Genomic DNA, 25047 nt, shown 5'->3' with positions numbered 1-25047 from the left:
CGCGTAACGCCGCGCTGACGGAAGGGATCGTATAATCATGGAAGCAGTACTCAGCCGGCTCGGAATCTGGGCCCTTGTCCTCCTCGCATCCATCGCCGCCATCGCGGGCGCGCAGGATGCCGGATTCGCCGTCCACATGGGGATCATCGCGGCCGTCGCGCTGATCCTGATCGTGGTCACGCTCAACAGCTACGATCCGATGGCGAAGGCGCAGAGCATCTTCAAGATGCCGCCCGGACCGTCACGCTACGATGACGACATCGTGCGCTGGGGCGTGATCGCGACGATATTCTGGGGCCTTGCCGGCCTGCTGGCGGGCGTGGTGATCGCGGTCCAGCTCGCCTATCCCTGGATCAATTTCGAGCCGTGGTTCAATTTCGGCCGGCTGCGCCCGCTGCACACCAGCGCGGTGATCTTCGCTTTCGGCGGCAATGCGCTGATCGCCACCAGCTTCTACGTCGTCCAGCGCACCTGCCGCACCACGCTCGCCTTCCCCGGCCTCGCCCGTTTCGTCTTCTGGGGCTACCAGCTGTTCATCGTGCTGGCTGCGACCGGCTACCTTCTTGGCATTACCCAGAGCCGCGAATATGCCGAGCCCGAATGGTACGTCGACCTGTGGCTGACGATCGTGTGGGTCGCCTATCTCGCGGTCTTCGTCGGCACGCTGCTGCGCCGGCACGAGCCGCACATCTACGTCGCCAACTGGTTCTACCTCGCCTTCATCGTGACGATCGCGATGCTGCACGTGGTCAACAACCTCGCCATGCCGGTGAGCCTCTTGGGCACGCGCAGCTATTCCGCCTTCGCAGGCGTGCAGGATGCGCTGACCCAGTGGTGGTACGGCCACAATGCGGTTGGCTTCTTCCTGACCGCCGGCTTCCTCGCGATGATGTATTACTTCGTACCCAAGCAGGCGAACAGGCCGGTCTATTCCTATCGGCTGTCGATCATCCACTTCTGGTCGCTGATCTTCCTCTACATCTGGGCGGGTCCGCACCACCTCCACTACACCGCGCTGCCCGACTGGGCGCAGACGCTGGGCATGGTGTTCTCGATCATGCTGTGGATGCCGTCCTGGGGCGGGATGATCAACGGGCTGATGACCTTGAACGGCGCCTGGGACAAGGTCCGCACCGATCCGATCATCCGCATGATGGTCCTGGCGCTCGCCTTCTACGGGATGAGCACCTTCGAGGGGCCCATGCTGTCGATCAAGGCGGTGAACTCGCTGTCGCACTACACCGACTGGACCATCGGCCACGTCCATTCCGGCGCTCTGGGCTGGAACGGGATGATCACCTTCGCCTGCGTCTACTTCCTCGTGCCGCGGCTGTGGCAGAAGGAGCGGCTCTACAGCCTTCGCATGATCAACTGGCACTTCTGGCTCGCGACGCTGGGGATCGTGTTCTACGCCTCCTCGATGTGGGTCGCCGGGATCACGCAGGGCCTGATGTGGCGCGAATACGGCTCTGACGGCTACCTGGTGAACAGCTTCATCGACACCGTCGCGGCCTTGAACCCGATGTACTGGATGCGCGCTTTCGGCGGCCTTCTCTACCTCTCCGGGGCGATCATCATGGCCTACAACATCTGGATGACCATCGCGGGCCACCAGCGCGAGGAAGCGCCGATGGGCGACACCCCGCACGACGAGGAGGCCGACCGCCCGATCGCCGGCCCCCAGGCAGAACCCGCCGAATAACGCTCTCACCGGGACTGATACGATGAGCAACGACACACCGAAGAAAGAACCCTTCGAGGGCCACAAGAAGCTCGAGAAGAACATCACCCTGCTCGCCGCCGCGACTTTCGTGACGGTGGCGATCGGGGGGTGGTCGAGATCGCCCCGCTGTTCTGGATCGACAACACGATCGAGGAAGTGGAAGGGATGCGCCCCTACACCCCGCTCGAGCAGGCGGGCCGCGACATCTACATCCGCGAAGGCTGCTATGTCTGCCACAGCCAGATGATCCGCCCCTTCCGGGACGAGGTCGAACGCTATGGCCATTACAGCCTTGCCGCTGAATCGATGTACGATCACCCCTTCCAGTGGGGCTCGAAGCGCACGGGGCCGGACCTTGCGCGTGTGGGCGGGCGCTATTCGGATGCCTGGCACGTCCAGCACCTGATCGACCCGCGCTCGGTGGTGCCGGAAAGCATCATGCCGCCCTATTCCTTCCTCGCTGAAACCCCGCTCGAAGTGCCGGACGCCTCGGCAACCCTTACCGCGCTCAGGCGGGTGGGCGTGCCCTATTCGGACATCGACATCGAGATGGCGGAAACCGACCTCTTCGCGCAGGCCGATCCCGATCTCGACGCGGGCGATCTCGAAGAACGCTATCCCAAGACGCAGGTGCGCGATTTCGACGGCAATCCGAATGTCGTGACCGAGATGGACGCGCTCGTCGCCTATCTCCAGATGCTCGGCACGCTGGTCGATGTCGACAGCGTCGCCGCACAGGAGGAATTGGCGCAGGAGAAGGGCCGGTGAGCTTCTACGAAACCCTGCGCCACTTCGCCGACAGCTACGGGCTGGTGGTGATTGTCGCGCTCTATCTCATCTTGTGCCTGTGGCATTTCCGCCCCGGCGCCGGCCGCCATGTGGACGCGGCCAAGCATTCGATTTTCAAGGACGACAGTGATGTCTGAACAAAAGCGCATCGACGAACCGACCGGCACCGAAACCGTCGGCCACGAATGGGACGGCATCGAGGAGCTCAACACGCCCCTGCCGCGCTGGTGGCTGTGGACCTTCTATGCGACGGTCGCGTGGGCGGCGGTCTATGTCGTGCTCTATCCGGCCTGGCCGATGGTCAGCCAGGCGACCGAAGGCGTGCTCGCTTGGTCGAGCCGCGGCCAGCTCGCGAAGGAAATGAGCGCGGCCGAGCTTGCCCGGCGCGACACGTTCGAGCGGATCGCGGCGACCGATCTCGACAAGCTTGCCGCCTCGCCCGAACTGATGAGCCAGGCGATCGCCGGGGGCGCGGCCGCGTTCAAGGTCAACTGCGTCCAGTGCCACGGCGCGGGCGCGGCGGGCTACGAGGAATACGGCTATCCCAACCTCAACGACGATGACTGGATCTGGGGCGGCACGCTCGAGGAAATCGAATACACCCTGAACCACGGCATCCGCTGGGAGGGTTCAAACCAGACGCGCCTTGCCTATATGCCAGCTTTCGAAGGCATTCTCGACAGCGCGCAGGTCGATGCGGTGACGAGCCATGTCCTCTCGCTTTCGGGCAAGGCCGACGGCAACGCCCAGGGCGCGCAGATATTCGAGCAGAACTGCTCGGTCTGCCACGGCCCGAACGGCGGCGGCGACCCGCAGCAGGGCGCTCCGGCGCTGAATGACGCGATCTGGCTCTATGGCGGGGAGAGGGACGATGTCCGCCGCCAGATCCTCGCCCCGCGGCACGGCGTGATGCCGGGATGGTCGAACCGGCTCGATCCGGTGACGATCAAGATGCTGGCCGCCTATGTCCACTCGCGCGGCGGCGGGCAGACGACCGAGGCCACCGAAGAGGTGATCGAGGAAAGCATGGAGACCTCCGACGAGGTCGCGGACGCAGGCGGGGGGGCGAACAAGGCAGGGAATAATGCCCAACTCTGAAGAGCTCGACAGGCCGAAGGCAAAGCCCGAAGGGCGTGACTGGGGCGGTGCCCTGGGCCCCTCCGAGGCCAAGCCTTCGGCCGCCACCCAGCGCCACGCGCCGAGCCAGCCCCCACCCGGAACCAGCGCGCTCTACGAAAAGCGCAAGGCGGTCCACAACAAGCGGATTGACGGGCCTTTCCGCCGGTTCAAGTGGTTCGTCATGCTCGTCACGCTGGCGATCTACTGGGGCACGCCGTGGATCCGCTGGGATCGCGGACCCTATGCCCCCGACCAGGCGGTGCTGATCGATCTCGCCAATCGCCGCTTCTATATGTTCGATATCGAGATCTGGCCGCACGAATTCTATTTCGTCGCCGGAATGCTCATCATGGCCGGGATCGGCCTGTTCCTCGTCACCAGCGCGGTCGGCCGGGCATGGTGCGGCTATGCCTGCCCGCAGACCGTGTGGACCGACGTTTTTCAGCACGTCGACCGCTTCTTCGACGGGGACCGCAATGCGCGTATGCGGCTCGACAAAGCGCCGTGGACCGCGGGCAAGATTGCCCGGCGGCTGTCGAAATGGAGCGTCTATCTCCTCATCAGCATGGCGACAGGCGGCGCGTGGATTCTCTATTTCGCCGACGCGCCGACGCTGTTCGTGGACTTCTTCACCGGCGAGGCCGCGCTCGTCGCCTATGCGACCGTCGGCATTCTTGCCTTCACGACCTTCTGGCTCGGCGGGTTCATGCGCGAACAGGTGTGTATCTATATGTGCCCCTGGCCGCGCATCCAGACCGCGATGCTCGACGAGAAATCGCTCATCGTCACCTACAAGGACTGGCGCGGGGAAAAGCGCGGCAGCGTCAAGAAGGCGGCCAAGAACCCGGACGAATATGGCGACTGCATCGATTGCAATATGTGCGTCGCGGTGTGCCCGACCGGCATCGACATCCGCGAAGGCCAGCAGATCGGCTGCATCACCTGCGCGCTGTGCATCGATGCCTGCGACAAGGTCATGGCCGAAGTCGGCCGCCCGCGCGGGCTGATCGACTACGCCACGCTCGAACAATGCGAGAAAGAGGCCGCAGGCGAACCTGCCCAGCCCGCGTGGAAGGCGCTGATCCGCCCGCGCATCTTCATCTATTTCGGCGTCTGGGCGGCAATTGGCCTCGCGATGCTTTTCGCGCTCGGCACGCGCAGCCACACCGACCTCACCGTCTCGCCCGACCGCAACCCGCCCTTCATGCTGATGAAGGACGGCTCGGTGCGCAATTCCTACACGCTGCGCCTACGCAATATGGAAGCGCGCCCGCGCGACATGGAAGTGGCGCTCACCGGCCTTCCGGCAGGCGCGGTCATGTGGACCGACGCGATCAACGCCGAGGACGCAGCGCCCAGCCAGGTCGTGAGCGTGCCCGCCAATGAAACCAAGATCGTGCGCGCCTATGTCACCGTGCCTGCAGGGACCGCTCCGGGCGAATTCGCCTTCGCGCTTACCTCGCTCGACGAACAGGGCGAAAGCGATCTGGAGGAAACCACCTTCACCGGGCCAGGAGGCGAATGATGAGCTCAGGAACCCGCCGCAAGGGCGAATTCACAGGCCGCCACATGGCGCTTGTGCTGGTGGGCGGCTTCGCCATCGTCGCCGCAGTCAATTTCTACATGGCGAGCCGCGCCGTCGGCGGCTTCCACGGCGTCGTGGTAGAGAATTCCTATGTTGCCAGCCAGAAGTTCAACACCTGGCTGGCCGAGGCCGAAAAGGCGCGCGCGCTGGGCTGGGAAGTCAGGCCGGGCCGAGGCGAAGACGGGCACGTTCTGGTCGAAACCGCCAATGTCCCTGCAGGCGCGCGGCTCGAAGCGGAACTTCGCCGTCCGATCGGCACGAAGCAATTCGAAACGCTGGTTTTCAATCCGCTGCCCGACGGGCTCCACCGCTCCACCGCGCCGGTCGATGCGGGCCGCTGGACAATGCGCCTCACCATCACCGCCGGAGACGACGTCTGGGTCGGCGAAAGCGAGCTCTAGGTGAACGCTCCGGCAGCCCTTGAAAGAGACAATGCGGCGAAGGTGGTCGCGGCGCGCTTTACCGTGCCCGGAATGCGCTGCGCCGGCTGCATCGCCAAGATCGAGCGCGAACTGCCGAAAGTCGAAGGCGTCGAAGCCGCCCGGGTCAATTTCTCGTCCAAGCGGGTCGCGGTCCACCACCTGCCCGGCCTCGGGGAGGAGCGCATCGTCGAGGCGCTGCGCGAACTCGGGTTCGAGGCGCAGCCGGTTGCCGACAACCCGATGGGGCAGGAAGCGGCGGAAAAGAAGCAGCTGATGCGCGCGCTGGGCGTCGCGGGCTTCGGCATGATGAACGTGATGCTGCTGTCGGTCAGCGTCTGGTCGGGCGCCGAAGGCGCGACGCGCGAGCTGTTCCACTGGCTCTCCGCGCTCATCGCCCTGCCCGTCATCGCCTATTCGGGCCGCCCGTTCTTCTCCAGCGCGCTCATGGCGCTGCGCTACCGCCGCACCAACATGGACGTGCCGATTTCGATCGGCGTGATCCTCGCGACCGCATTGAGCATCTACGAGACGGTGACCGGGGGCGAGCACGCCTTCTTCGAAAGCGCGGTCATGCTGCTCTTCTTCCTGCTCGCGGGCCGCGCGCTCGATGCGGAAATGCGCACCCGCACCCGCGCCGGGATCGGCGCGCTGCTGGGGCGGATGGGCAAGGCTGCCAGCGTGATCGGCCCCGACGGGGCGACCCGGAGAGTGGACGCGCAGGACCTCGAGCCCGGGATGCTGGTGCTCGTCGCCGCCGGCGAAGCGCTCGCCGCCGATGGCGAGGTCGAGGAAGGCTCCTCCAGCATCGACAACGCCATGCTCACCGGCGAAAGCACGCCCGAGCCGGTAGGCAAGGGCAGCATAGTCCATGCCGGCGCGATCAACCTCGGCGCGCCGATCCGCGTGCGCCTGACACGCGTGGCCGAGGACACCGCGATCGCCGAAATCGCCCGGCTTATGGACGAGGCGGGCCAGTCGCGCAGTTCCTATGTCCGCATCGCAGACCGCGCGAGCCGCGCCTATGCCCCCGTCGTCCACACGCTCGCCGCGCTCGCCTTCGTCGGCTGGATGATCGCGGGCGCAGGCTGGTACCAGTCCGCCGTCATCGCCATCGCGGTGCTCATCATCACCTGCCCCTGCGCGATGGGCCTCGCTGTCCCGGCGGCGCAGGTCGTGGCCTCCGGCGCGCTGCTCAAGCGCGGGTTGCTGGTCAAGGACGGGAGCGCGCTGGAACGCCTCGCCGAATGCGACATCGCGCTGTTCGACAAGACCGGAACGCTGACGCTGGGCGAGCCCCGCCCGGACATTTCCGGCTTGTCCGCCGAGGACCGCGCGGTCGCGCTCGGCCTCGCGCAGGCGAGCCGCCATCCCCTGAGCCGCGGGCTTGCCGATGCGCTGCGGGCCGAAGGGGTCGAGCCAGCGCCGGTCGACAATCTGCGCGAGGAAAGCGGGATCGGCCTTGCAGGCGAATGGGGCGGCGTGCCCGTCGCACTCGAACGGGCCGAGGACGCGGCCGCGCTGCTCGCGACCCGCCTGCGCGTTGGCGAGCGCACGGTCACGCTCACTTTCGCCGACCCGCTGCGCCCCGACACCGCCGACACCCTCGCCGCGCTAGGCAAGGCCGGACTTGGCGCGACCATCCTGTCGGGCGACCGCGAAGAGGCGGTCACGAAGGTCGCGCGCGAACTCGGCCTCGAGGCGCGCGCCGCCGCGAGCCCACAGGACAAGCTCGCCGCGCTGGAAGCCCTGCGCGAGGCAGGCCGCCGCCCGCTGATGGTGGGCGACGGTCTCAATGACGGCCCCGCACTCGCCGCCGCCCATGCCTCGATCGCGCCGGGCACGGCCTCGGACGCGAGCCAGCAGGCGGCCGACGCGGTGTTCATCGGCGAAAGGCTCATGCCCGTCGCGCTCGCCATCTGGGTCGCGCGCGCGACCATGCGGATCGTGCGGCAGAACTTCGTCTTTGCGATCGGCTACAACCTGCTGGCGATCCCGCTTGCCCTGTTCGGCTACGTCACCCCGCTCATCGCGGCCATCGCCATGTCGCTGTCCTCGCTCGTCGTGGTCGCCAATTCGCTGCGACTCGCCCGGTCGGCGGGTAACGCGGCATGACCGGGCTTTCCTTCCTTATCCCGATCGCGCTCGGCATGGGACTGCTTGGCCTTGCCGCCTTCCTTTGGAGCATGAGGAACGGGCAGTACGACGATCTCGACGGGGCGGCGAACCGCATCCTGATCGACGACGAAAAGGACGACTGGCGCGAGGACGGGGAATGAACGGCGCGGCTTTGGCCTTCGCCGCGCTGGTCCCGCTGGCTACCGGCCCCGCCCCGCAGGAAGCCGAAACCCTGTCTGTCGCGCTGTGCGGCGGTGGGACGATCACCATTCCGCTGGGCGACGGCGAACGGCCGCAGCGCGAGTGCGATCCCAAGGGCTGCCATGCCGCGACCTGCCGTGAAAAGGACCGCCAGAAGGGGCAGCGCGCAGACAATTGATCTCGCGCAAAGACCCCCGCGCCCCGGCCCGCTCTAAAGGCTGTCATGTGGCCTTATCATCCAGACCTGCTCGCCAAGCCCGTCCCGCGCTATACGAGCTATCCGACCGCCGCCGATTTCGGCCCCCTCCCCCAAGGCAGCCTCGAGCGCGCGATCGAGGGGGCGAGCGGCGACATCTCGCTCTACCTCCACATCCCGTTCTGCGAGAAGATCTGCTATTACTGCGGCTGCAACACCGGCGCTTCCGGACGGCGCAGCCGGGTGGAAAGCTACCTTGCCGCGCTGCATGAGGAGATCGCGGTAGTCGCCCGGTTGCTTCCGGCAGGCACGCGGGTGACGCGGATCGCTTTCGGCGGGGGCAGCCCCAATGCGATAGAGCCGCGCGAATTTCTCGAACTCGTCGCCGCGCTCCACCGCCACCTCCCGCTCGACGATCCCGACTGGTCGATCGAGCTCGACCCGCGCACCATGACCAAGGAATGGGGGCACACTCTGGGCGAGGTCGGCGTGACGCGGGCGAGCATGGGGGTGCAGACCTTCGCCCCGCGCCTGCAGAAGGCGATCGGGCGCGAGCAGGACGATGCCCTCATTGCCCGCAGTGTCGACTGGCTGCGTTCGGGCGGCGTCACCTCCATGAATTTCGACCTCATGTACGGCCTGCCCGGCCAGACCCGCGGCGACCTTGGCGACAGCCTCGAAAAGACCCGCCGCATGGGCGCGGACCGGGTGGCGGTGTTCGGCTATGCCCATGTCCCGCACATGGTCCCGCGCCAGACGATGATCGACGCAAGCGACCTTCCGGGCGCCGAGGCCCGCTTCGCCATGGCCGAGCAGGGCTATGCCTTCCTCACGGGCCACGGCTATCAGGCGGTCGGTTTCGACCATTTCGCCCTGCCCTCGGACCCGATGGCACAGGCGGTCCGCGAGGGCACGCTGCGGCGCAATTTCCAGGGCTTCACCTGCGACCCGAACGAAGTCCTGATCGGCTTCGGATCGAGCGCGATCAGCGGCTTTCCCGGCCTTATCGCCCAGAACGAGAAGAACAACGGGCGCTACCGGATGTTTTCCTCGCAAGGAAAGCTGTCGGCGAGCGTCGGCGTTGCCCGCAGCCCGGAAGACCGGATGCGCGCGCGGCTGATCGAGGAATTGCTGTGCCGCGGCCGGGTGGAACTCTCGCCCTGCCTGTTCGCGCAGGCGCAGCGGCGCCTCGCCCCCTTCACCGAGCGGGGCCTTGCGCGCCTCGACGGGCTCGAGCTGGCGATCACGCAGGAGGGCATCCCCTACGCCCGCGTGATCGCCTCCCTGTTCGACGCATGGCGCGAGGCCGCGCAGCACAAGTTCAGCTCCGCGATCTGATCGGGCGGGCTTGCGCGTCGGGCCATGGCGGCTAGGGTCGCTGCCATGCAGACGATCGGAATCGAAGATTTCCTCGCCGTGGACATCCGCGCCGGGAGCGTGGTGGAAGCATCGCCCTTTCCCGAGGCGAGGAAGCCCGCGATCAAGCTGGTGGTCGATTTCGGCCCGGAGATCGGGCGAAAGAAAAGCAGCGCCCAGATCACCGACCACTACACGCCCGAAACTCTGGTCGGGCGCAAGGTCATGGCGGTGGTGAATTTCCCCCCGCGCCAGATCGGCCCGTTCATGTCCGAAGTGCTGGTGCTGGGCTTTCCCGATGCGGACGGTGCGATCGTTCTCGCCGCGCCGCAGGGCGATGTGCCGGACGGCGCGCGGCTCGCCTAGGTCTTCTGGGGCGCAAGGTCGCCCAGCGCCTCTTTCAGCTCGCCCAGCCACGGCTCGAACGGCTTCCACGCGCCCTGCCCCTTGCGGTTGATCGGCTGGCGGACCTGCTCGCTCGAAGCGGTCCGCACGGCGCGCTCCGTCCGGTGGAAGTCGAGGCACGCCTCCTCGAAAGGCAGCCCGAGATAGTCGAGCATCCGCCGTGTCTGCCCCTCCAGATCGTCGAGCACATCCTCGTGCCGCACCCTGAGCACCTTGCCCGGCAGGGCCGCGTCCCAATGGTCCATCAGCTCGACATAGTCGGCGTAGTAGCGCCCGATTTCGGTGAGGCCGTAGGTGAACTCCTGGCCTTCCGCGAAAAGCTGCTTGAAGCCGGAAAAGCAGCAGTCCATCGGATCGCGCCGCGCGTCGATGATCTTCGCATTGGGCAGGATCAGGTGGATGAGGCCGATATGGCGGAAATTGTTCGGCATCTTGTCGATGAAGAACGGCGCCCCCTGGCGGTGGATGCGGGTGTTCGCGATGAAGTCGCGCCCCAGCTTCTCCAACTGCTCCGCGCTTAGTTCGCGCAATACACGCGGGTAGCGGTTTTCGCCGACGCGCCTTCCGCGAAGCCTGTGGGCAAGCGCGAGGATGTTGGGAAGTTCCAACGTTCCGTCAATCTGGCTATGGCTGGCGAGGATCTGCTCGAGCAGGGTCGACCCCGCCCTCGGCAGGCCGAGGATGAAGATCGGGTCGGGCGCGTCGTGACCCATGCCCGCCTTGCTCTCCAATAGTTCGCGCGTGACCATCTCGCGCTGACGGGCAAGCTCCTCGCTCATCGCCTCGGCGCTGTAGCGCGTCTGCGCGCGTTTGAGCGCATTGCCTTCCTCGTAAGCCGCGAAACTTTCCGCATATTCTTTGCGGTCCTCGTGCGCCTTGCCGAGCGCGAAGGCGATGTGGACCCGGTCCATGAAGGCAAGGTCGGCGCGCGCGGCCTGTTCCTTCATCGCCTCGACCTCGCCATCGGTGAAGCGATAGGTCTTGAGATTCGCCAGCGCATACCACGCATCACCGTGGTCGCCTTTGGCAACAATTGCAGCGCGATAGCTCGCGATCGCCTCGTCCGTCGCGCCGGTGGTCTTGAGCGCATGGCCCTTGCTGGTGAGGTTCGCCGGGTCGCGCGGCAGCTTCTCCAGAACCGCGTCGAACAGCTCCAGCCCGCGCTCGTAATCGCCCACCGCCATGCTCTCGATCGCGAGGCGCGACTGGAACACGGGGCTCGCCGGATCGCGGGAATAGAGCTTTTCCGCCTCTTCGCGCGCCTTGGCGAAGTTCTGCCGCCGCCGCAGCGCGTCGATATAATCGAGCCGCAGTTGCACGTCCTCGGGCGCGAAGGCGACCGCGCTTTCGAGGAGGAATTCCGCCTCCTCCAACACGCCGAATTCGATCCCGATCTTCGCCAGCAGGCGCATCCCCTCGATATGCGCGGCGTCGCGCGTCGGGTGGGTGCGCAGGTAATGGCGGCAGATTTCCTCCGCGCGCATCAGCCGGCCTTCGGCAAGGTGGTTGGTCACCGCGACCAGTTCGCGCGGCAGCTTCGCAAGGCGCTGGGCCTGCGCGGCGGCAACCTGCGCTTCGCCCTTGCGCCCGCGCGCCGCCAGCAGGCGCGCCTGTTCGCGCCAGCTCGCCTCCAGTGCAGGGTTGAACCGCGTCGCCCGCGCGAAGGCGGCGAGCGCGTCGGCCTCGCGCCCCCGCGCCAGCGCAAGATGCCCCGCCTCCTGCCACGCGCGCCCGTATTCGGGGCTCGCCGCATGAAGCCGGGCGAGCCAGCTTTCGGCCGCCTCGTAATCCTTGAGATAGCGCGCGGCGACCGCCGCGAGGTAAAGCGCTTCGGCATCGCCCGGCTCTTCGTCCAGCAGCGTGCGCGCCAGCGCCAGCCCCTCGGCAAAGCGCCCGGCCTGCATCGCGCCCTGCGCCGCCTTCAGCTGTTCCTCACGCGTGGTCGTCTCGGCAGTCATCGCATCCCATGCCCTACACGCAAAACGGCGGGAGTGAACACCTGTCCACCCCCGCCGGATTGTTCAGGCGTTTCGCCCGATCAGTAGTCGTAGCCGACCCGGATGCCGATCGTCAGCGGACGATTGGTCACGATCCGCGCGCGGTCGTTGACGAAATTGCCCGAGATCTGGGCGCGTTCATCGAACAGGTTCTCGCCGAAGATCTCGACGTTCCACTGGTCCTTTTCGACACCGAAGGCGAGGTCCGCCACCGTGTAGCTGTCGAGCCGCAGGCGGTTGATCTCGATGATGTCGGTGAACTTCGACGAGGAGTGCGTCACCTGCGGCATGACATAGGCGCCGAGCGTGTTGGTGAGGTCGAACTCGTACCGCACGCGCAGGTTGCCCTGGAAGCCCGGCGCGAAGGCCAGCTCGCGACCAGCGACCACGTCGTCGGTCGGGATCAGCACGTCGGTGATCTCGGTATCGAGGATCGAGAACGCGCCCGCGACCGTCAGCCCCGGCACCGCATAGGGCGCGAAGGTGAAGTCGGCCTCGATCCCGTAGATCTCCGCATCCGCGGCGTTCGCCGAGAAGAACAGGTTGGTGATCGAGGGATCGAAGATCGTCGTCTGAAGGTTGGAAATGTCGACATAGAAGGCGCTGCCGTTGAAGCGCAGCTGGCCGTCGATGAGGTCGAGCTTCCAGCCCAGTTCGTAGTTCTTCACCTCGTCGGTTTCGAGCTCGAACGGCACGGTGAAGTTGTTCGGCCCCGGCGCGCCGCCCGGACGGTTGAGCAGGCCCGGACGGAAGCCTTCCGAATAGGTCGCATAGAACAGCGTGTCGGGCGTCGGGGTCAGCGTGACCGTGCCTTTCAGGATGGTCCCGCTGGTCGCCGCCACGTCGGGCGCGCGGACCGAGTTGAACACGCGCTGCGCCTGGGCCGGCGAGAGGCCGGCGGCCTGGATGTCGGCGAGCGTGTCGTCGAGCGTGAAGTTCTGCCGCAGGGCTTCCGAGCACGACAGGTTGAAGAAGAATTCTCCGTCGCCGTCGTAAAGGTCGCCGATGTTCGTCCCGAAGGCGTCCTCATCGACCCCGCTGGTGTTGCAGAAGCTCGCGTTCGCGCCGCCTTCGAGGTCGACCTCGACGTCGTAGTAGCGCGCGCCGAGCGTCACGGTGAGAAGGTCGGGCACGACGTCGAACGAGGCTTCGCCGAACAGGCCGAACTGCTCGTCGGTGCGGCGGATGTCATTCCTGAAGATCGTGTCGCGCGGGAACGGACCCGGATCGGAGAAGAACGACCCCGGGAAGGGGAAATTCGGGGCGAAGCCGCCGAACGGGGCCGCATCGACATTGCCCGGATAGTTGAAGTCGTTGCGCTCGCGCAGTTCGAGGTCCGAATAGAACCCGCCCGCCGTCACGCGAACGGGCCAGTCTTCCGGCGTCGAGAAGCGCAGCTCCTGCGTGAACACTTCGAGTTCGCTGTCCGAGGTGACGTAGAGGTTCGGCTCCTGGCAAGTGCCCGAAGGATCGGCCGCACCCGGATAGCTGACCGAACCATCGCAGATGTAATAGGGCAGGTACTGGCCGACGAAGAGATAGTCGGTGTAGTCGATCCGCTGGTCGGTCTTACGATCGGTGTAGGCACCGGTGTAGACGACATCGAGCATCGCGATGCGCCCTTCGACGGTCCAGCTGGTGTTGGAGAAATCGTCCTCCAGCCGATCGTCCTCGTAGCGCTGGATTTCGAGGTCATCGAGCCCGCCGAGTTCGGGATCGGCGAAGAACACGCCGTCGGTCTCGAGGCTCTGGCGGGTGTGGGCGACGGTCACGGTCCAGTCGGGCGTGACTTCCCACAGCGCGGTGACGCGGAAGCCGGAATACTGCGTGTCGTTGAAATCCTGCTCGACGAGGCCGGAATTGTCCGCCTCGAGGAAGGTCACGTCCGACAGGTCCGAGGTCGACTGGAAGCCGGCGCGGTTGGCGTTGACCGGCACGCCGTTCGCGCGGACCGTGCCTTCGGGCCGGAAGCGCGCGCTTTCGGACAGGTCGATCGTGCCCGGCACGTTGTCGATGTAGCCGCCCTGGTCGTCGAGATAGACCACGCCGCGTAGGCCGAAGGTGTCGGTCACCGGCACGTTCAGCATGACTTCGGCGGAATAGCTTTCCTCGCCGCCCTTGGTGAAGGACGTGCTGGCCGAGAAGGACGCATCGAAGCCCGAAAGGTCGGGCTTGTTGGTGATGAGCCGGACGACGCCCGCCTGCGAGCTAGCGCCGAACAGCGTGCCCTGCGGCCCCGAGAGAACCTCGATACGCTGGATGTCAGCGGCGTAGACGTCGAGGTTGCGGCCCGGCTGGGCGAGCGGCTGTTCGTCAAGGTAGAAGGCGACGTTGGGCGCAAGGCCCGCGACACCCGCGGTCGTCAGGTTCGGCGTGGTCGAGGCGAGACCGCGAATGTAGATCTGGTTCTGACCCGGCCCGGTGCCGCCCGCGGTGACGCTGGGAAGCTGTTCGAGATAGTCGTCGAAGGTGTCGATGTTGAGCTCTTCCAGCTCTTCCTGCCCGATGGCCGAGACCGAGATCGGCACGTCCTGCAGGTCTTCGGTCTTCTTCTGGGCGGTGACGACGATGGTCTTGACCCCGCCCTGGCGCTGGGCCGGCTGCTGGGCGGGAGCGTCCTGCGCCACGGCAGGCGCGGCGACGGCGATAGCAAGCGCGCTGACTGACGCGCCGCTGATGAACTTCATCATGTGTAACCCCTTTGCGAGTTGAGGAAGGCGCGGGATGCAGGAATGCAACAGCGCCGCCGAGTAAACTGCGCATGGCAATCAAGCACAGCGCGTTTGGCCGTTCCGGTATCAAGCCAAACGCAGAGATGCCACAGGGTTTCCAACAAATGTCATAAACACGCTGATTGATGTTGCAAAATCACAACATCGACAAAATCACAAGATTTATTGAGTCCGCTTTAGCGTCTTATTATTAACCGTCCGCAAGTTAATAAGTATTGGCAAAAAGAATTTTATATACACCCCATGCGTTTTCGGCAGGGGCGAAGAATATTTTTCTTGTCTTTAGGAAGGTCGCGCCAAGAGCGCCTAGTCATTCGGCGGGCGCCGCCTTCTCCGCCCATTCCTCGCAGCCCTGCGCCGTGGTCGGCACGCCGTGCTTCTTGCGGATCAGGTCGTAGGCCACCGCCTTGAGAATCGCGACGCACATCACCGCGACCACGAAGGAAAACGGCAGCGCGCCGATGATCATGGTGATGCGGATCGCGTCGATTCCGCCCAGGATCAGCATGGACCCGACCACGAAGGCGATCGCAGCGCCCCAGAACAGGATGTGGTAGCGGCGGCTGCCCTCGTCGTCGCCCGCCCCGTTGATCGTATTGACGATCAGGATCGCGCTGTCGGCCGAGGTAACGAGATAGGTCATCAGGAGCAGCACGACGAGCCCCGAAACCACCATCGCCAGCCCCGGTTCAAGCAGCACGCCAAGCGTCGCGTAGAGCTGGTCCGACATGGCAGCGCCGACGATTGCCCCGTCGGCCACTCCCGACAATTCGAGCTCGATCGCGGTCCCGCCGACCAGCGTCATCCAGACAAAGCACATGACCGACGGCACGATCGTCACGCCGAGGATGTATTCGCGGATCGTGCGCCCGCGCGAGATGCGCGCGATGAACATTCCCACGAAGGGCGCGAACGCGATCCACCACGCCCAGTAGAACACCGTCCAGTCGAGCTGCCACTGGCGCAGCGCCGCGCCCGTCGCGCTTCCGTCGCCGCCGAGCAGGGTGAGCGATTGCTGCGGCAGGGTGCGAACGTAGTCCCACAGCCCGATGCCGAGCAGCTGGAGCCCGTAAAGCCCCGCGCCCAGCGCCGCGAACAGCGCGAGCAGGCCGAACGAAAGACCCATGTTGAGATTGGAAAGCCACTTGATCCCGCGCCCGACGCCCGACAGCGCGCTGATGGTCGATGCGCCCACCAGCGCCACCAGCGAGACCACGATGGCGGTGGCCGATGCCGACCCGTCCTCTGCCAGCAGCCAGCCGCCCAGCCCCAGCCGCGCGAGCCCGGCGACGAATTGTTCGACCCCGAGCCCCATCGTCACCGCCACGCCGAGGATCGTCGCGACCACCGCGACGATGTCGACCACATGGCCGAAGGGTCCTTCCATCACCCGCCCGAACAGCGGGGCGAGCGCTGAACGGATCGTCAGCGGCAGGCCGCGGCGATGCGCCACATAGCCGATCGCAAGGCCGACGAGAGCATAGGTGCACCACGCTCCCAGCCCCCAGTGGAGAAAGGTGTACATATAGGCCGGGCGCACCGCCTCGGCACTCTGCGCCTCGACGCTGCCGCGAATGATGTCCGGATTGTTGACGAAGTGGGCAAGCGGCTCGCCGGTCGAATAGGTCAGCATCCCGATCCCGATGCCCGCCCCGAACAGCATGGAGAACCACGAGAAACGGCTGAATTCGGGCGCCTCGTCGGGAGGGCCGATGCGCAGCGACCCCACCTTGGGGAGCAGCGCGAGCACGAGGCTGGTGACGATCAGGAAAGCGACGAGATAGACATACCATCCGCCGAAGGTCGCGATGATGGTCGAATTGGCCGCCGTCAGCGTCTTGTTCGCGCTGACCGGAAAGAAGATCGCCCACATGATGAGCAGCGAGACGATCACCTTGCCCGGAATCGTCACTTCGCGGCTGAAGCCTTCGTAGAAGCCGCGGTCGTGGGTGTCGATTTCGAGCTCGACCAGCGGCGGATCGATCGGCCAGTCGGCCTCCTCGATCGCTGCCTCTTTCATCTGCGGCGTCGCTTCGCCGGCATGGCTGCTCATCGCGTTCCCGTCCCGGACGGTCCGTGGCAGGGGCGACGCAATCAAACGCTGCCGGCATGGCTGCCATGGCCCGGTCCGCTGCTCGTGTGAGGCGGGGGTGTGCGCCCTTTAAGGAAGGGCGGCGATGCGGGGGAAAAGGGCGGAATGGCCCGATCCCGCAACCCCTGCGCGCGGAAGTCTGTGTGCCGCCTTCCTAGAGCGACCACTAACATTTGCAACCCCGCCGCCCCGCGCACGGTTCCCGGCGGCCCGCCTCGCGCCCCCTTCCCATGGCGTCCGCTTGTAACCATGCGCCAATCTGCACACACCCGCTTGCCAGCAGCGCCCCGGCGCGAGATACAGGGCGCGGGAGCGTGCGGCGCCGGGTGGGCGCGCGCGCATACGAAGGGGGGAAATCAATGGCCGTATCCGATCACGTCGACCTCGAGCAGTTCATGGCCGGGGTGAAGAAGCGCAATCCCGGGCAGACCGAATTCATCCAGGCGGTGCAGGAGGTCGCGCAGGACATTTTCGAATTCATCGAGGACAAGGTCGAATATCACGAAGCGCAGATCCTGCGCCGCATCGCCGAGCCCGACCGCGTCGTCTCCTTCCGCGTGTGCTGGGAGGACGACAACCACAACATTCGCGTCCAGCGCGGCTGGCGGGTGCAGAACAACAACGCGATCGGCCCCTACAAGGGCGGCATCCGCTTCCACCCGAGCGTGAACGAGAGCGTGCTGAAGTTCCTCGCGTTCGAGCAGACCTTCAAGAACTCGCTCACCGGCCTTCCGATGGGCGGCGGCAAGGGCGGCGCGAATTTCAATCCCAAGGGCAAGTCCGACAGCGAGGTGATGCGCTTCTGCCAGAGCTTCATGACCGAGCTTTACCGCCATATCGGCCCCGAAACCGACGTGCCGGCGGGCGACATCGGCGTCGGTGGGCGCGAGATCGGCTATATGTTCGGCCAGTACAAGCGCATCACCAACCGCTGGGAAGGCGTGCTGACCGGCAAGGCATTGGAATACGGCGGCTCGCAGATGCGGCCCGAGGCGACCGGCTACGGTGCGGTCTATTTCCTGCGCAATATGCTCAAGCACGCAGGCCAGGACGTCGAAGGCAAGACCGCGGTCATCTCCGGCTCGGGCAATGTCGCGACCCACGCGGCGGAAAAGATCGTGCAGCTGGGCGGCAAGGTGCTCACCCTGTCGGATTCGGGCGGCTTCATCTACGATCCCGACGGGATCGACCAGGAGAAGATCGACTGGGTCAAGCATCACAAGACCCACACCCGCGGTCGGATTTCCGAATATGCCGACCACTTCCCGAACGCGAGCTTCCACGAGGGCGCGCGGCCCTGGCAGGTCAAGGCCGACCTCGCCCTGCCCTGCGCGACCCAGAACGAGCTCAACGAGGAAGAAGCCAAGGCGCTGGTCGAGAACGGCTGCATCGCGGTGTCGGAAGGCGCGAATATGCCGACCACATTGGAAGGGGTGAAGGTGTTCCACGATGCCAAGATCATGTACGGCCCCGGCAAGGCGGCCAATGCCGGCGGGGTCGCGGTCTCGGGTCTCGAGATGAGCCAGAACGCCGAGCGCATCGCGTGGAACCAGGAGCGGCTCGGCGATATGCTGACCGAGCTGATGGACGGTATCCACGACAAGTGCGTCGAATACGGCAACGAAGGCGGCGGCTATGTCGACTACGTGAAGGGAGCGAATATCGCGGGCTTCAAGAAGGTCGCCGACGCGATGCTGGCGTTTGGCGTCGTCTGAGCGACGCGGCTCGCGTTTGGCGTCGTCTGAGCGACGCGGCTCGCCTTCGCAGTGGTCCGAGGGCTGAACGGGCCGAGGGGGCCCGCCCTTACGGGCGGGTCCGGGGCGCGCCGGGGAGATAGGGCATGAAACAAGCGCTTGTGTTCGCGGGCGTCGCGCTGATGCTGCTGGGGGGCTATTTCCTCTTCCAGTCGAACGTCGCGGCAGGCGGCGGCTCGTTCGCGGCGGGCCTGCTGCTGGTCGCGACATCGCGGCGCAAGGCCTAGCGGCCGCGCGCGCCGGAGCGCCCTAGCGAATCCCCAGCATCCCGGCCTGTCGCCGCAGTTCCGCTTCTTCCGCCGGGTTCGCGGCAATCGCGCGCTCGAGCGCGGCCTTCGCCCTGTCCATCTCGCCGAGGTTGGCGCGGCTGCGCATCAGCATCACCCAGCCGTCGAGATCGCCGGGTTCGCTTTCCAGCCGCGCTTCGAGCTGGTCGACCATGCCGGCGATCATCGCGCTGCGGTCTTCCGCGCTCATGTCCTGCGCGGCGGCGATGTCGGCCTGGCTCGGCCCGCGCGTCGCGACGCGCGGCGGCGGACCGCCCGGCATCGCCGGCATCCGTCCGTCCATCGCGGCGGCGATGCGCTGTTCGGTGTCGATCTCGTTGATCCGCCCGACCTGCTGGATCGTGCGAACCACATTGCTCTCCCACGGCGCGCCGGGCGGAGTGTCGGAAAGCAGCGCGAGCCAGTCTGCGATCGCGCCTTCGGGATCGCCGTCGAGGTCCTTCTTCACGGCGAGGAAATAGCGCGCGCGCGGATCGGTCGGATCGAGTTCGACCGCGCGGCGGAAGGCGGCGAGCGCCTCTTCGGGCATGGGGTCGGCATCCACCGCGCTCGCATCGGCGGCATAGAGCAGCGTCTCGCCCAGCGCGGAGAACAGCACCGCCGCATCCGGGTCGAGCTCGGTCGCGCGGGTGTAGGCTTCGGCCGCCCCGGCGTAATCCTCGCGCGAGAAAAGCGCGAAGGCGAGCGTCTCCCACGCGCCGGGATCGTCGGGATTGGCCTCGGCCGCGGCGCGCAGTTCATCGAGCGTCGGCGCCTGGCCGTCGCCCGCGGCGATTTCGGGTGCGCTCTCGCTCGCGTCCATCACGTTGTAGCCGATCGAGCCCGCCGCCAGCAGCGCCGCCACGCCCAGCAGCAACCAGCCCGCCCGATTGCTCGCTCCATCCGAAGAATCGACATCCTTGTGATCAGAGCGCGAGTTCTTCAACCGACCAAGAAAGCGCAGCGCGGCCCCGAGCGTGCGCTGCCAGAGACGCGCTGGACCGCCTGACCAACTGAGGATTGCAGTCAAAGTTATTTGATTTTGATCCTTGGGTGGATCAGGCTCATTTCTCTCCATCCTGTAAGCGCTAGCAGCGTGTGCGAAACCGGGCAATTCTCTCTGGCATCTGGGGCCAGTTTCCCTATGGTGGGGCGGGAAAAAATCTATCCGTAAGGGGGGGATAGATTGTCGGATTTGTATAAAGTCGCCATTGTCGGATCGGGCCCCGCGGGATTGAGCGCGGCGGCGCGCGCGGCTGCGCTCGGCATGAGCCACGTGCTGCTCGAAAAGACCGATCACCTCTCCGACACGATCTACAAGTACCAGAAGGGCAAGCACGTGATGGCGACGCCCGCCAATCTTGTGCTGCGCAGCGATTTCGATTTCGCCGCCGGCAAGCGCGAGACGATTCTCGGCATCTGGGACGAACAGGCCGCCGGGCAAGGCGTCAACGTCAAGCTTAACGCCGAAGTGCTCGAGGTGACGGGCGAGAAGGGCGATTTCGCGCTCAAGCTGAAAAGCGGCGAGACGGTGCGCGCCGAGGCGATCGTGCTCGCCATCGGGACACAGGGCAACCCGAACAAGCTGCGCTGCCCCGGCGCGGATTCGCCGATGATCCAGTACCAGCTCGACGATCCGGGCGAGTACTACGACGAGCACATCACCGTCGTCGGTTCGGGCGATGCGGGGATCGAGAACGCGCTGGGCCTCGCCGCCGACGATGCACAGCGCAATGTCGTCACCATCCTCAACCGCCGCGACAGCTTCGCCCGCGCGAAGAAGGACAATGTCGCCCTGCTCGAAGAGGCCGAGCGCGACGGGCGGATCATCGTCCGGCGCGAGACCGAGCCCGCCGAGGTCAAGGACGGCGAGCTCGTACTCAACACCCGCGACGGGCAGGAGACGATCCGCTGCGACCGCATCATCGCGCGCACCGGATCGCAGCCCCCGCGCGGCTTCGTCGAGGCGATGGGGATCGAGTTCACCGGCGAGGACCGCGGCGCCTTCCCGAAACTCTCGCCCGTGTTCGAAACGACCAAGCCCGGCATCCACGTGATCGGCGCGCTCGCGGGATACCCGCTGATCAAGCACTGCATGAACCAGGGCTACGACGTGATCGAGTTCCTGAACGGGAACACTGATCTCAAGCCCGCCGACGAGCCGATCCTTGCAGAGAAATTCGCCGCGCTTCCCGGCGATCACGACGTCGACCACTGGCTCGAGATCTACGGGAAGAATGTCGAAATCCTCGCCGGCCTCTCGCCGCTGCAATTGCGCGAGCTGATGCTCGATTCGACCTGCCACTATTACGAGCCGGGCGAGGTGATCTTCCGCCGCAACGAGCCGGGCTCGTCCATGTTCGCCATCGCGCAAGGGTCCGTCGCGGTGGAGGTCAATCCGAACGATCCTTCGGTCACGGTCCCCATCGGCGAGGGCGAGATATTCGGCGAGGTCGGCCTGATTTCCGGTCGCCGCCGCGGCGCGACGATCCGCGCGGCCGAGCCAGTGGTCGCGCTCGAGCTGTCGCGCACGGCGGCGCTCAAACTCATCGCAACCTCGCCCGACGCGGCGCGCGCGGTCACGCGCATCTCGATCGAGCGCCAGCTGCTCCAGATGTTCGGATCGGGCCTCACGAAACAGGACGTCGCACCGCTGGTCGAAAGCGCCGAGGTGATCGAAGCGCGCGCCGGGCAGGTCATCATCGAGGAAGGCGCGGACGACAAGGACGTCTTCATCATCCGGCGCGGGTCGATGATCGTCGAAAAGGAAATCGGCGGGCGGCAGGTCTTTCTCTCCTATCTCCCGGCGGGCAGCTATGTCGGGGAAATGGCCGCGATCGACGGGTCGAAACGCACCGCGACGGTCAAGGCCGCGATCAAGGCCGAGGTCATCCGCCTGCCGGGCGAAGGCTTCGTCAAACTGCTCGACGAACACCCGAACCTGCGCGACACCGCCTTGAAGGAAATGGCCAAGCGGCGCGAGATCAACGCCTTCATCGAAAGCCGCAAGGACGATTTCGAAGGCGCGGTCGATATGTATTCGGAAACCGCGCAGTTCCTCGTCGACCAGGGGCTGGGCGAGGCGACCGACGTGCTGCTGATCGACGAGACGCTGTGCATCGGCTGCGACAATTGCGAGAAAGCCTGCGCCGATGCGCACGAGGGGCTTTCGCGGCTCGACCGCGAGGCGGGGCGGACCTACGCCCATCTCCACGTGCCGACATCGTGCCGCCACTGCGAGCACCCACACTGCATGGCCGACTGCCCGCCCAACGCGATCCATCGCGGGCCGGACGGCGAGGTGTTCATCGACGAGACCTGCATCGGCTGCGGCAATTGCCAGCGCAATTGCCCCTATGACGTGATCCGCATGGATCCCAAGCCGCCGAAAAAGCCCTCCTTCCTGCAATGGCTACTGTTCGGCAGCGGGCCGGGCCCGGGCGAGGCGAGCTATGCCTGGCGCAAGAAGCACGGCGATCCCGAAACCCCGAAGCAGGCGATCAAGTGCGATATGTGCTCCGGCATCGAAGGCGGCCCGGCCTGCGTGCGTGCCTGCCCGACCGGCGCGGCGATCCGCGTCGCGCCCGACAAGTTCCTGACCTACACCAAGCTGACCGAGGACGTGGAGTGATGGCGACCAAGGCCACCAATCGCTACAGCCTCGACGAGAAGCGGCGCGATGCCGACCATGTCAGCTTCCTGAAGCACCGGAACTGGCGCTGGCTCAAGGTCGCGCTGCTGCTGAGCGTGGTCGCCGGGCTCGGCTATGCCCTGATCGACCAGGAACCGCGCCCCAACGGGGGTACGTGGTACGGCTACACGCTCGGGACCATCGGCCTTGCCCTCATCGTCTGGCTGTCGCTGCTGGGGGTTCGCAAGCGCTACATCACGACCGGCAACTGGAGCCTCAAGGCGTGGACCAGCGCCCATGTCTGGCTGGGTATCTCGCTGATCGTGATCGGGACGCTCCACACCGGCTTCCAGGTCGGCTGGAACGTCCACACGCTCGCCTATGCGCTGATGCTGCTGGTGATCGTCACGGGCATCTACGGCGTCTATGCCTATGCGACTCTGCCGAAAAGCCTGTCGTCCAATCGCGGCGAGATGACGCGGGCGCAGATGCTCGACAGCCTGACCGCGATCGACCGCCAGCTGGAAGCCGCCGCACAGCCGCTCGGCCGCGCCGAATCCGACCTCGTCATCGCCGCGCTCGAACAGGACGTGTTCCACGGCGGGGCGTGGGGGCGGCTGACCGGCTCCTATCCGCGCTGCGCCACGGCGCGGGCGATCCGGCAGATGCCCGAAGGAGCAAGCGGCGACGCTGGGGCAGCGCTAGAGAAGGTCAATGCCCTGCTCGCCCGCCGCGCCGAACAGCTCGCCCAGATCCGCCGCCACCTGCGCATCCGCGCGGCTCTCGAAATCTGGCTCTTCATCCACATCCCGGCGACGATCGCGCTTCTCGCCGCCCTGCTCGCGCACGTCGTGAGCGTGTTCTACTACTGGTGAGGCGGACGCGATGGCCTTCCTGATCCGCACCATCGATTTCACCGCCGCCGGGCGCGAGATCGTGCGCGAGCGCACGGTGGCCGAAGATCGCATCGGCGTCGGCCGGTCGACCGAAAACGCAATCCACCTGCCCGATCTCGCGGTCGAGCAGGAACACGTCACGATCACCCGGCTCGGCCCCGACGCGCTCAAGGTCGAGGCGGTGGGGACCCTGGGCTTCGGGCTCAACGGGCGGACCGCCCATTCCGAGACGGTCGACCCGCGCGAGGGGGCGGAAATCGAGCTCGGCTCGGCCCTGCTCGCGATCGCGCGCGAGGCCGACGGGGCAACCAGCATCACCATCCGCCAGGCCGAGAGCACAGAAGGCAAGGGCGACGCGCTTGCTGGGTTCCAGCTGGCGAGCGCGCTTCCCAGCAAGCGCGCAATGAGCTGGACCTTCGCGGGCGCGATCCTGCTGCTGCTGCTGTCGATCCCGGTGGTCACCCACCTCACCCGCACGCCGGTCGAAAACGATCCCGAAAGCGACGCGCCCGGGCAGGTCATGTTCGATGCGGCGTGGTCGTCGGGCGAATTGTCGCTCGCGCACCACGATCTCGAGGACAATTGCGAGGCGTGTCACGTCACGCCCTTCGTCAGCGTGCAGGACGAAACCTGCCTCACCTGCCACGAAGAGCTGGGCGACCACGCGAAAATGCCGCGCCTTGCCGCCGGGATGCCGCCGCTGTCGCAGGGCGATGCGATCCAGTGGGACATCGCCATGACGCTCGGCAAGGAGGGGCCGCTGGGCTGCGTCTCCTGCCATTCCGAACACGAAGGCCCGGTCAAGCTGGAGGCGGCGAGCGAGCAGTTCTGTGCCGACTGCCATTCCGACCTCGACACGCGGCTGACCGACGTGAGCTTCGCCAACGCGCATGATTTCGGCAAGCAGCACCCGCAGTTCCGCCCGACCTTCTACACGCAGCTCGGCGCCGAGGAGCCGGCGCGCGTCTCGCTCGCGCGTTCCCCGGTCGAGCGCAGCGGGCTCAAGTTCCCGCACGATGTCCACATGGACAAGCAGGGCGGCGCGGCGCGCATGGCCTTGAGCCTGCCCGAATACGGCGCGCCGCTCGAATGCGCCGACTGCCACGAGGAAGGCCCGGAAGGCGTAGGCTTCAAGGAGGTCGAGATGGAGGATTCCTGCGAGAGCTGCCACAGCCTCGTCTTCGCGCGCACGGCGAGCGGCTTTCGCAGCTTGCGCCACGGCGACCTCGACGACTTCCGCGAGGACATGGCGACCCTTGCGCGCTCGCCCCGCCCCGAGCTCGGCGGCGGGCGGCAGCGACCCGGACCCTTCGCGCGCGGGGGCGCCTATTACGCCGATTTCGGGCGACCCGTGCGCTCGCTGATCAGTGTCAACAACGCGCTCGGCAAGGGCGGCATCTGCGCCGAGTGCCATATCCGCACCACGACCGACGGCCGTGCAGACCTCGTGCCGGTCAACCTGCCCGACCGCTTCCTCATGCACGGCTTCTTCAGCCACAAGGCGCACGAGGACGAGAAATGCACCGACTGCCACGAGGCGGCGACGTCCGAAGCGGCAACCGATCTGCTCATCCCCGACCTCGAAAGCTGCCAGGACTGCCACAAGGGGGCGAGCGCGGTGAAGACGAAGGAGATCGTGCCGTCGTCCTGCGCAATGTGTCATGGCTATCACACGCCGACCATGCCGTGGAAGCCGGAGGACCACCCCGAAACGCCCGAAATGCCGCGCGATAACCTGGCGGCAAGGCTCGGCGGGATAAGGAAGTGA

At 66.2% G+C, this 25047-nt stretch carries 19 protein-coding genes and 1 pseudogene; 16 read left to right on the top strand and 4 right to left on the bottom strand.

Features of this window, described 5'->3' with window-relative positions:
• Positions 1–37: 37 nt before the first annotated feature.
• From ccoN to G9473_RS00890, 11 genes and pseudogenes are all read left to right on the top strand, one after another.
• Positions 38–1702, top strand: a complete 1665-nt coding sequence (ccoN, locus tag G9473_RS00940; RefSeq protein ID WP_291135089.1) for a cytochrome-c oxidase, cbb3-type subunit I — start codon at positions 38–40, stop codon at positions 1700–1702.
• A gap of 22 nt (positions 1703–1724) precedes the next feature.
• Positions 1725–2491: pseudogene (gene ccoO / locus G9473_RS00935) on the top strand (cytochrome-c oxidase, cbb3-type subunit II).
• Positions 2488–2649: a cbb3-type cytochrome c oxidase subunit 3 gene (locus tag G9473_RS00930; RefSeq protein WP_291135087.1), complete on the top strand. Its 162-nt coding sequence runs from the start codon at positions 2488–2490 to the stop codon at positions 2647–2649. Before ccoO ends, G9473_RS00930 begins: the two are co-directional and overlap by 4 nt.
• Entirely contained in the window at positions 2642–3610 is a 969-nt protein-coding gene (gene ccoP / locus G9473_RS00925) for a cytochrome-c oxidase, cbb3-type subunit III (RefSeq protein WP_291135085.1), read from the top strand. The genes G9473_RS00930 and ccoP overlap by 8 nt, the downstream gene beginning before the upstream one ends.
• Entirely contained in the window at positions 3597–5156 is a 1560-nt protein-coding gene (gene ccoG / locus G9473_RS00920; protein ID WP_291135083.1) for a cytochrome c oxidase accessory protein CcoG, read from the top strand. Before ccoP ends, ccoG begins: the two co-directional genes overlap by 14 nt.
• Positions 5156–5617, top strand: a complete 462-nt coding sequence (locus tag G9473_RS00915) for a FixH family protein (RefSeq protein WP_291135082.1) — start codon at positions 5156–5158, stop codon at positions 5615–5617. The genes ccoG and G9473_RS00915 overlap by 1 nt, the downstream gene beginning before the upstream one ends.
• Before the next feature lie 72 nt (positions 5618–5689).
• Positions 5690–7750 carry a heavy metal translocating P-type ATPase gene (locus tag G9473_RS00910; protein ID WP_291138153.1) on the top strand — a complete coding sequence of 687 codons (2061 nt, stop codon included), beginning with the start codon at positions 5690–5692 and terminating at the stop codon, positions 7748–7750.
• Positions 7747–7914 carry a cbb3-type cytochrome oxidase assembly protein CcoS gene (gene ccoS / locus G9473_RS00905; protein ID WP_291135080.1) on the top strand — a complete coding sequence of 56 codons (168 nt, stop codon included), beginning with the start codon at positions 7747–7749 and terminating at the stop codon, positions 7912–7914. Before G9473_RS00910 ends, ccoS begins: the two co-directional genes overlap by 4 nt.
• Positions 7911–8132: a hypothetical protein gene (locus G9473_RS00900; RefSeq protein WP_291135078.1), complete on the top strand. Its 222-nt coding sequence runs from the start codon at positions 7911–7913 to the stop codon at positions 8130–8132. Before ccoS ends, G9473_RS00900 begins: the two co-directional genes overlap by 4 nt.
• Positions 8133–8177: 45 nt before the next feature.
• Positions 8178–9488, top strand: a complete 1311-nt coding sequence (gene hemN, locus G9473_RS00895) for an oxygen-independent coproporphyrinogen III oxidase (RefSeq protein WP_291135076.1) — start codon at positions 8178–8180, stop codon at positions 9486–9488.
• Between the two features lie 45 nt (positions 9489–9533).
• Positions 9534–9872 (top strand): tRNA-binding protein, encoded by a 339-nt coding sequence (locus G9473_RS00890; RefSeq protein ID WP_291135074.1) that lies wholly within the window; start codon positions 9534–9536, stop codon positions 9870–9872.
• On the opposite strand, the gene G9473_RS00885 is transcribed toward G9473_RS00890, so the two are convergent.
• From G9473_RS00885 to G9473_RS00875, 3 genes are all read right to left on the bottom strand, one after another.
• A complete protein-coding gene (locus G9473_RS00885) occupies positions 9869–11869 on the bottom strand; it encodes a tetratricopeptide repeat-containing sulfotransferase family protein (RefSeq protein WP_291135072.1) in 2001 nt (666 codons plus the stop codon). The two genes, G9473_RS00890 and G9473_RS00885, sit on opposite strands and share 4 nt — an antisense overlap.
• Positions 11870–11949: 80 nt before the next feature.
• The gene (locus tag G9473_RS00880; protein WP_291135070.1) at positions 11950–14598 is read right to left on the bottom strand and encodes a TonB-dependent receptor; all 2649 of its coding nucleotides are present in this window, start codon (positions 14596–14598) and stop codon (positions 11950–11952) included.
• A 352-nt stretch (positions 14599–14950) separates the two neighbouring features.
• The gene (locus G9473_RS00875) at positions 14951–16693 is read right to left on the bottom strand and encodes a BCCT family transporter (protein WP_291135068.1); all 1743 of its coding nucleotides are present in this window, start codon (positions 16691–16693) and stop codon (positions 14951–14953) included.
• Between the two features lie 398 nt (positions 16694–17091).
• On the opposite strand from G9473_RS00875, the gene gdhA reads away from it, so the two are divergent.
• Both gdhA and G9473_RS00865 read left to right on the top strand, forming a co-directional pair.
• Positions 17092–18447 (top strand): NADP-specific glutamate dehydrogenase, encoded by a 1356-nt coding sequence (gene gdhA, locus G9473_RS00870; RefSeq protein ID WP_291135067.1) that lies wholly within the window; start codon positions 17092–17094, stop codon positions 18445–18447.
• 125 nt (positions 18448–18572) lie between these two features.
• Positions 18573–18713 (top strand): hypothetical protein, encoded by a 141-nt coding sequence (locus tag G9473_RS00865; RefSeq protein WP_291135065.1) that lies wholly within the window; start codon positions 18573–18575, stop codon positions 18711–18713.
• A 22-nt stretch (positions 18714–18735) separates the two neighbouring features.
• Here the strand turns inward: G9473_RS00865 and G9473_RS00860 are convergent, their stop codons facing one another.
• Positions 18736–19617: a tetratricopeptide repeat protein gene (locus G9473_RS00860; RefSeq protein ID WP_291135063.1), complete on the bottom strand. Its 882-nt coding sequence runs from the start codon at positions 19615–19617 to the stop codon at positions 18736–18738.
• 321 nt (positions 19618–19938) lie between these two features.
• Here G9473_RS00860 and G9473_RS00855 point away from each other — a divergent pair, with 321 nt between their 5' ends.
• Genes G9473_RS00855 through G9473_RS00845 form a run of 3 tightly spaced genes read left to right on the top strand, consistent with a single transcriptional unit; the run spans position 19939 to position 25047 of the window.
• Positions 19939–22383, top strand: a complete 2445-nt coding sequence (locus G9473_RS00855; RefSeq protein ID WP_291135061.1) for a cyclic nucleotide-binding domain-containing protein — start codon at positions 19939–19941, stop codon at positions 22381–22383.
• Positions 22383–23258 carry a hypothetical protein gene (locus G9473_RS00850; RefSeq protein WP_291135059.1) on the top strand — a complete coding sequence of 292 codons (876 nt, stop codon included), beginning with the start codon at positions 22383–22385 and terminating at the stop codon, positions 23256–23258. The genes G9473_RS00855 and G9473_RS00850 overlap by 1 nt, the downstream gene beginning before the upstream one ends.
• 10 nt (positions 23259–23268) lie before the next feature.
• On the top strand, positions 23269–25047 hold the full coding sequence (locus tag G9473_RS00845) for a cytochrome c3 family protein (RefSeq protein WP_291135058.1): 1779 nt from the start codon (positions 23269–23271) through the stop codon (positions 25045–25047).

This window comes from Erythrobacter sp. (genome assembly GCF_011765465.1).
In the GTDB taxonomy this organism is placed as follows: domain Bacteria; phylum Pseudomonadota; class Alphaproteobacteria; order Sphingomonadales; family Sphingomonadaceae; genus Erythrobacter.
Note: the sequence above shows the minus strand (reverse complement) of the source record. Positions and strands in the feature narration are given on the sequence as shown.

Bases quoted from the DNA above. Each gene is read 5' to 3' on its own strand.
- ccoN (WP_291135089.1), top strand. From the start codon at position 38: ATGGAAGCAGTACTCAGCCGGCTCGGAATCTGGGCCCTTGTCCTCCTC.
- ccoP (WP_291135085.1), top strand. From the start codon at position 2,642: ATGTCTGAACAAAAGCGCATCGACGAACCGACCGGCACCGAAACCGTC.
- ccoG (WP_291135083.1), top strand. From the start codon at position 3,597: ATGCCCAACTCTGAAGAGCTCGACAGGCCGAAGGCAAAGCCCGAAGGG.
- G9473_RS00915 (WP_291135082.1), top strand. From the start codon at position 5,156: ATGAGCTCAGGAACCCGCCGCAAGGGCGAATTCACAGGCCGCCACATG.
- G9473_RS00910 (WP_291138153.1), top strand. From the start codon at position 5,690: ATGCGCTGCGCCGGCTGCATCGCCAAGATCGAGCGCGAACTGCCGAAA.
- ccoS (WP_291135080.1), top strand. From the start codon at position 7,747: ATGACCGGGCTTTCCTTCCTTATCCCGATCGCGCTCGGCATGGGACTG.
- G9473_RS00900 (WP_291135078.1), top strand. From the start codon at position 7,911: ATGAACGGCGCGGCTTTGGCCTTCGCCGCGCTGGTCCCGCTGGCTACC.
- hemN (WP_291135076.1), top strand. From the start codon at position 8,178: ATGTGGCCTTATCATCCAGACCTGCTCGCCAAGCCCGTCCCGCGCTAT.
- G9473_RS00890 (WP_291135074.1), top strand. From the start codon at position 9,534: ATGCAGACGATCGGAATCGAAGATTTCCTCGCCGTGGACATCCGCGCC.
- G9473_RS00885 (WP_291135072.1), bottom strand. From the start codon at position 11,869: ATGACTGCCGAGACGACCACGCGTGAGGAACAGCTGAAGGCGGCGCAG.
- G9473_RS00880 (WP_291135070.1), bottom strand. From the start codon at position 14,598: ATGATGAAGTTCATCAGCGGCGCGTCAGTCAGCGCGCTTGCTATCGCC.
- G9473_RS00875 (WP_291135068.1), bottom strand. From the start codon at position 16,693: ATGAGCAGCCATGCCGGCGAAGCGACGCCGCAGATGAAAGAGGCAGCG.
- gdhA (WP_291135067.1), top strand. From the start codon at position 17,092: ATGGCCGTATCCGATCACGTCGACCTCGAGCAGTTCATGGCCGGGGTG.
- G9473_RS00865 (WP_291135065.1), top strand. From the start codon at position 18,573: ATGAAACAAGCGCTTGTGTTCGCGGGCGTCGCGCTGATGCTGCTGGGG.
- G9473_RS00850 (WP_291135059.1), top strand. From the start codon at position 22,383: ATGGCGACCAAGGCCACCAATCGCTACAGCCTCGACGAGAAGCGGCGC.
- G9473_RS00845 (WP_291135058.1), top strand. From the start codon at position 23,269: ATGGCCTTCCTGATCCGCACCATCGATTTCACCGCCGCCGGGCGCGAG.